Source organism: Bartonella sp. OD88NMGDW (assembly GCF_042193775.1).
GTDB classification, from domain to species: domain Bacteria; phylum Pseudomonadota; class Alphaproteobacteria; order Rhizobiales; family Rhizobiaceae; genus Bartonella; species Bartonella grahamii.
The window spans coordinates 162,032-169,537 of record NZ_JBHIMA010000003.1 but is presented as its reverse complement, the minus strand read 5'-3'; the positions used below and the strand labels follow the sequence as shown (position 1 = coordinate 169,537).

Sequence of the window (7,506 nt, the reverse complement as noted above, 5' to 3'; positions counted from 1 at the left end):
TGGAACTTCAGCAACCATTGCTTCTGTTGTAATCAGAAGGCTAGCAATTGAAGCCGCATTCTGGAGAGCAGAACGCACAACTTTCACTGGATCAACAATTCCCAAAGCAATCAAATCACCAAATTCACCCGTGGCGGTATTGTAACCATAAGTGTCAGCATTATTTTCCAACACTTTGCCCACAATAATCGCGGCTTCTTCACCGGCATTGGTTGCGATTTGACGTGCTGGCGCTTGGAGAGCACGACGAACGATATGAATACCAGCTTCTTGGTCAGGATTACTTCCCTTAACGGTCAACGCATTTGCTGCACGCAACAATGCGGTACCACCACCAGCAACAATACCTTCTTCAACAGCAGCACGTGTTGCATTCAAAGCATCATCAACGCGGTCTTTCTTTTCTTTCACTTCAACTTCTGTTGCACCACCAACACGGATAACAGCAACACCACCAGCGAGTTTAGCAAGTCTTTCTTGCAATTTTTCACGGTCATAGTCAGAAGTTGTTTCTTCGATCTGAGCCTTGATTTGATTAACGCGAGCAGTAATTTCAGACTTTTGTCCAGCACCATCAATAATGGTGGTGTTTTCTTTAGAAATATTCACTTTCTTTGCACGTCCAAGCATATCCAAAGTGACATTTTCAAGTTTAATGCCCACATCTTCAGAAATAACCTGTCCGGATGTTAAGATTGCGATATCCTCTAACATTGCTTTACGGCGATCACCAAATCCTGGTGCTTTTACAGCAGCAATTTTCAAACCACCACGCAACTTGTTAACCACGAGCGTTGCCAAAGCTTCACCTTCCACATCTTCAGCGATAATGAGAAGTGGTTTTCCAGATTGCACAACAGCTTCAAGCACAGGAAGAAGAGATTGCAAATTAGACAATTTCTTTTCGTGAATGAGAATGTAAGGATCATCAAGGTCAGCGACCATTTTCTCAGCATTTGTGACAAAATAAGGGGAAAGATACCCACGGTCAAATTGCATACCTTCAACGACTTCTAATTCCGTTTCAGCGGTTTTAGCTTCTTCCACGGTAATGACGCCTTCATTGCCCACTTTTTCCATAGCATCAGCGATCATTTTACCGATTTCAGCAGCGCCATTAGCAGAAATGGTTCCTACTTGTGCAATTTCTGCTGAAGTTTGGATTTTTTTTGCTTTTTTGAAGAGGTTTGCCACCACTTCATCCACAGCAGCATCAATCCCGCGTTTAAGATCCATTGGGTTCATGCCCGCAGCAACAGCTTTAACGCCTTCTTGCACAATAGCTTGTCCTAAAACAGTTGCTGTTGTTGTTCCATCACCAGCGATATCATTGGTTTTAGAAGCAACTTCGCGCAACATTTGTGCACCCATATTTTCGAACTTATCTTCAAGTTCAATTTCCTTTGCAACGGATACACCATCTTTTGTGATGCGAGGCGCACCGAATGATTTATCAATCACCACATTACGACCTTTAGGGCCGAGTGTCACCTTAACAGCATTAGCAAGGATGTCGACACCGCGCAACAAACGCTCACGCGCTTCACGGCCAAATTTGACTTCTTTAGCAGCCATTTAATTTCTCCTTGGAGTTTTCTCAAAATAGTACACAATGAAAAACTAAGTGCTTCAATTAGCCCATAATTCCCATAATGTCAGATTCTTTCATGATGAGGAGATCTTCCCCATTAATCTTGACTTCAGTTCCAGACCATTTTCCAAAGAGGATACGGTCTCCTGTTTTAACTTCTAAAGGCACGCGCTTTCCGTTATCATCGAGAGCGCCATTGCCAACAGCAATCACTTCGCCTTCTTGGGGTTTTTCTTTTGCTGTATCAGGGATGATAATCCCACCAGCCGTTTTATTTTCAGATTCAACCCGACGGACAACGACACGATCGTGAAGTGGGCGGAATTGTATATTAGCCATGTTTTAAATCCTTAAAACTGAACATAATTGCATTAATCTTAAAAGTTCTTGCTAGCACTCATAGCTTGAGAGTGCTAGTATGAGTTAGATATAAAATCGGCATCTCTTAATGTCAAGAATAGCCATAAAAATAATTTCTCTAAATGAAGCTTCAAAGTCTTGCCTCTTATTGCACTTTCGCGTTATCTATCTTTTTGAGAACCCGTGAACAAAAAAGGATCTTATCATGGTTGAAACACGTCAGGAAACGGATAGCTTTGGAACGATTGCGGTACGTCAAGATCGTTATTGGGGCGCACAAACTGAACGTTCTCTGCATAATTTTAATATTGGTAGTGAAAAGCAGCCTCTTGCCATCATCTATGCCTTAGCCCTTATCAAAAAGGCTGCAGCTGTTGTAAATATGGACAAAGGAAAACTACCAGAAAATATTGGAAAAGCAATTATTGCCGCCGCCGATGAAGTGCTTGCCGGCGATTTTGATACGCATTTTCCACTCTCCGTCTGGCAAACAGGTTCTGGCACACAAAGCAATATGAATGTCAATGAAGTCATTGCTAATCGTGCCAGTAAGATTTTGGGAGGAAAACTTGGAAGCAAAAAACCAGTTCATCCCAATGACCATGTCAATATGAGTCAATCATCGAACGATTCCTTTCCCACAGCGCTTCACATTGCCACCACGTTGCAAACACGCCAACACTTACTACCAATCCTTGAAGCTCTTATTGCTACATTAAAACAAAAAGAGCAAGAATTTGCAGACATAATTAAAATCGGCCGCACCCATACCCAAGATGCAACGCCTTTAACCCTAGGGCAAGAATTTTCAGGCTATCGTGCCGCATTAGAAGCCAATCTTCAGCGCATTGAAAATGCTCTAACCGATGTCCACATGCTTGCTCAAGGTGGCACAGCTGTTGGCACAGGGCTGAATGCACCAAAAGGTTTTGACATTGCTTTTGCAAAAACAGTGAGCGCTTTCACAGGAATAACGTTCCAAACTGCCAGCAATAAATTTGAAGCACTCGCCCATCATGGCGCCCTTGCGCATTTCCACGGAAGCTTGAATGCTCTCGCTGCTGATCTGTTTAAAATTGCAAATGACATTCGGTTTTTAGGCTCTGGTCCACGTTCCGGTTTAGGGGAACTCAGTCTTCCTGAAAATGAACCCGGATCTTCTATTATGCCCGGCAAAGTTAACCCCACGCAATGTGAAGCCTTAACCATGGTCGCATGTCAAGTTTTTGGTAATCACACCAGCGTAACCTTTGCCGCAAGTCAAGGACATTTTGAACTCAACGTTTATAAACCTGTTATTGGCTATAACGTTTTACAATCAATTACCCTTCTTGGTGATTGCATGCGCTCTTTCGATATGCATTGCATTCAAGGATTACGAGCCAATCGCGTTCATATTCACTCGCTCATGGAGCGCTCACTCATGTTAGTCACAGCTCTTGCACCAGAAATTGGCTATGAAAAAGCTGCTGAAATTGCCAAAGCAGCGCATAAACACGATACAACTTTGCGCACCGAAGCATTAAAAGCTGGCGTTTCTATAGAGGATTATGACCGATTAGTTGATCCCAAAAAGATGATTGCTCCCCAATAAACAACCCACTAAAAAAGATGTAAACGTCTTAAAACAAATCTTTCTGTCAAAAGATCGGGGTGTAAGCACACACCCCGATGATGACCGATAACGATTACCCACAGCGTTCATTTTAGGCTCTGGTCCACATTTATGCTATGAGTGGTTTTGTTGCTTATGTTGCTTATATTGTACTTAAAAGGCACAACGGCTTTGGAAAGGAATATCCGGTTTTGGAAAGAAGTGGATAGTCATGGCTCAACACCCAATGGCTATACTGGCAGAAAGTGATTTAAATGGATATGATCTTAAAGTGTTTTTCATTCTAGCTTCGCATCTTGATTTTGACAATCTATTAGCTATTAACCAAACAGAATGAGCTCAAAAAATCGGTATTAATAGGCATAATTTCAATCGAAATATAAAAGATTAATGAATTCATAGTAGTTACGCTTTACAATGTTATCATTATTGATACATTCTGTAGGTAGCTCTTATCTCAATGAGATGATGTATTGATTTATAATGATCATCTAGCGTTATCCATATTGAATGAGAATTCTGAATACCATAGGATTTTCCCGTTTTAAATCTGTCCTATGTTGAATCAATCAAAATCACTCACTTGCACATCACAAGCGAGATAAATGTGTGGCGAAGTGAATGTGTGGATAGAAATTGTATAAGATAAGAAAGGACTAAACACGCCTCTAATGAACCGCCTCAAGTGCCATGAACTGTCACAACATTGTGGAGAAGTCTGTCACAACAGCCACGGGCTGGCAAATATAATGATGATGCCGGCTTGCTTCTTTATGAAACGTGAAGATAGAAGTGCTCAATGGCTTTATCGTTATACCATTCACGAGCCACCATCGTGAAATGGGTCTGGGAGCATTTTTATAAAGCGTGAAGATAGGGGTGCTCAATAGAGGAACAGCTGTTGGAAAAAAACTCAATGCACCGAAAGGTTTTGGACTTTGCTGAAACAATCAGCTCTCTGACGGGGATATCCTTGACAACTCGCAAGAAATTTGAGGCATTTACCCATCATAGCGCCCTCACCCATTTCCGTAAAAACCTAAGTGTACGCGCTAATCTCTTTAAAGTTAATCTCTTAAAAATCACCAACGACATTCAGTTTTTAGGCTCTCATCCACGTTCCGGCTTTAAGCGAACGAAAAGGAGAATTTATCGTTTTACATGGCGCATGAGAAACCTCATGAAACTTTAAATTCTCGCACTTTTCTCCTTCTTATTCTTCGTATTCCATTCAATCAATCAAAACTATTCGCTTGGATTGTCATAAGCAAAAGTGGCATATAGATAAAAAAAGAAATAAAGAAATAAAGTCGCTCATCCTCTCAAGTGCTCAAAAGGCTATCGCAATACAAAGCTACGCAATATCAGAAACGAGAAAAGAATATGATAGTGCCAATACGCATTTTGCCACTAATTGAATATTAAGCACTTTGATATCAATCATAGTGGATAATATATTTAACACTTAATAACAAAGAGTGTTTTTAATATATATAAAATAATGTTTTTTTAAACAAATAAAAAGCTCGTTTACTATACTATAATTTTTTCTAAAACACAGAGAACTCTGAAGAGGCGTATATAAAAAATACTGAAAAATCAATACAAACGCGGGATAATAGCATGAAAGAAAGTTTTAAGAACGCTTAAATATGGGTAATTATAGATTTTTTGAGTATTTTAATTTTCATAATGATATTAAATATAGATTTCTTTAACCAATTTGTATATAATACACTTTGTATTCGAAATAAACTGGGGACGTTTTTATGAAAACAAAATGTTTAATTGCACTATCTATTTTCACTTTCATTACCACTTCAACAGCGCAAGCAGCAGATACGGTAATCTTTGAGCAATCAAAACCGAAGGTTTCATTGCAAAATGATTCATCGTCACGTATCTCACCGGTTACTGTTTCTGCACCTTTTTCTTGGTCTGGTTTTTATTTTGGAGGACAAATTGGATATTTTTCCAGTAAAAATATTCTAGATTACGCACAAGAAGCCAGGGATGGAAAATGGGCTTGGGTTGATAGAACTCTATCACCGAAACCGTCAGGATTGAGAGCAGGTTTGTATGCAGGTTCTAATATTGATCTGGGAGATGACCTTGTTTTCGGTTTTGATACGGACATAGTCTGGTCTGGGAAGAAAAGCACCCAAACAGACAATGGAAAGAAAATTCTAAATGAATTAGACTCCATTAACATTGCCTTTAAAGAAGCTGGGATTCCTATCATAAAACCTGCAGCTCAGGATGAAACAATCCCCAACTATGGTGACATTGTTGTCAGCAGTGTAACATTAAAAGAAACATGGTCTGGTGCTGCGCGTGCGCGTATTGGTTTTGCTTCCCATCGTCTTATGCCTTATATTGCAGGGGGTGTAGCCTATACACAGATGCAATATATCATGTCACTTTTATCAAAATCGCAAGAAGATTCGACAATTTTTGCTTCTGGCGATGTGTTAGATAAGACAAAAACAATGCTTGGTTACACTATTGGTGGTGGTTTTGACCTTGCAATGACAGATAATATCATCATGCGTACAGAATATCGTTATTCAGATTTTTTTAAAAAGAAATTTGCAAACGATGACCTTAAAATCTCTTCTCAAACGCATGATTTTCGCTTTGGTATCGCTTATAAATTCTAAGTTTTGTAGAAAAATTGAACTATTAAAAACCCCTGTTAAAAACGGGGTTTTTTTTATGCCTCTTTCCCCCCTAAAAAGACCTAGATTCTAAAAACTAGGACTAAACTGTAAACAAATAGTCATGAAACAATAAAGCCTCTCCCTCTCTTAAAGCAAGCTCCTATCCTCTCACCCTTCCATGTAATGCATTTGGAATATAAAAGCTTTACCACCATACCACTGAGCACCATCATAAAATAAATGAGAGCAGTTATTAAGAGATATTTCTTTAATATAAATATGGATATTGTGCATCAATTGCAGTTTTATAGGGTGATGTTAACTTGGCCTCCCCACTCTCGAAGGATCAAGATTCTAAAAACCCATTTCTAAAATCATATCCGTTTGTAAGAACACAACAACTCTTGGGGACTCTTGGGGCGGGCTTCTCTTGGCACCTCCCCGTGGAATGCCCTTAAACCTAAAGCAAAAAAACAAACTTAAGAATATCCAACACACACTGAAAAAAATACTGCAACCTTTCAAGGAAGTATGCCCTATATGACCACACTTCAAATGACAGTGTTTTACAGCTATTGCATACCAAAGTAGAGAAAGGATATTGCGGTTCTCTGTTTATGTAATTTCTGTAACGGGGAGACAGCTTCATTTGGGGAGAATATGAAATTGTCAAGGCAAAAACCAGTTTCCAACCTTACCATTTCCTTTTACTTCGGTTTTACGACTTTCAAAAACCTCTAAAGCCCTATCTTTTAAGCCTCTACAGCTCTGTCTTTTAAAGAAAGGAGTTTACGCATTGCCTCATGCTTGTATTTCTCACGGACCTTTTTGGCGATCACGCCCCTCATGTCATACGACAGCGCTCCAAACCAAACACATTCAAATCTCAAACACGCTCAAATCCCAAATACATTCAAATCAAAAACACTTTGGTTGCTAATTCACATGCGTGTTTTAAAGAAACATCTCTCAAAACCCTCAAGCCCATTTTGCGACAGCACCTACAAGAATATAAAATCTATAAAGCCTCTAAAACACAATCTTTTAAGCCTCTAAAACTCTGTCTTTTAAAGAGTGGAGATTACGCATTGCCTCATGTTTTTGTTTCTCACATATCTTTTTGGATCACGCCCCTCATGTCATACGACAGCGCTCCAAACCAAACACATTCAAATCTCAAACACGCTCAAATCCCAAATACATTCAAATCCCAAATACATTCAAATCAAAAACACTTTGGTTGCTAATTCACATGCGTGTTTTAAAGAAACATCTCTCAA

General features: G+C 39.5%; 5 protein-coding genes and 1 pseudogene. 4 read left to right on the top strand and 2 right to left on the bottom strand.

The annotated features are described in order from the left end of the window. Both groL and groES read right to left on the bottom strand, forming a co-directional pair. The coding region (gene groL, locus ACFIJR_RS03725) for a chaperonin GroEL (protein ID WP_375644485.1) at positions 1-1,575 on the bottom strand (1,575 nt) is incomplete at its 3' end. Positions 1,576-1,633: 58 nt separating this feature from the next. Then, positions 1,634-1,930 (bottom strand): co-chaperone GroES, encoded by a 297-nt coding sequence (gene groES / locus ACFIJR_RS03720; RefSeq protein ID WP_005774667.1) that lies wholly within the window; start codon positions 1,928-1,930, stop codon positions 1,634-1,636. A 226-nt stretch (positions 1,931-2,156) separates the two neighbouring features. Here groES and fumC point away from each other — a divergent pair, with 226 nt between their 5' ends. The 4 genes and pseudogenes from fumC to ACFIJR_RS03700 all read left to right on the top strand — a co-directional run bounded on the left by fumC (position 2,157) and on the right by ACFIJR_RS03700 (position 6,226). Next, a complete protein-coding gene (fumC, locus tag ACFIJR_RS03715) occupies positions 2,157-3,545 on the top strand; it encodes a class II fumarate hydratase (protein ID WP_375626454.1) in 1,389 nt (462 codons plus the stop codon). Positions 3,546-3,777: 232 nt separating this feature from the next. After that, positions 3,778-3,903 (top strand): hypothetical protein, encoded by a 126-nt coding sequence (locus ACFIJR_RS03710; protein WP_375651771.1) that lies wholly within the window; start codon positions 3,778-3,780, stop codon positions 3,901-3,903. A gap of 554 nt (positions 3,904-4,457) precedes the next feature. Next, positions 4,458-4,692, top strand: a pseudogene (locus ACFIJR_RS03705) (lyase family protein); the annotation flags it as partial. 643 nt (positions 4,693-5,335) lie between these two features. Then, entirely contained in the window at positions 5,336-6,226 is an 891-nt protein-coding gene (locus ACFIJR_RS03700; protein ID WP_375649085.1) for an outer membrane protein, read from the top strand. Positions 6,227-7,506: the final 1,280 nt, after the last annotated feature.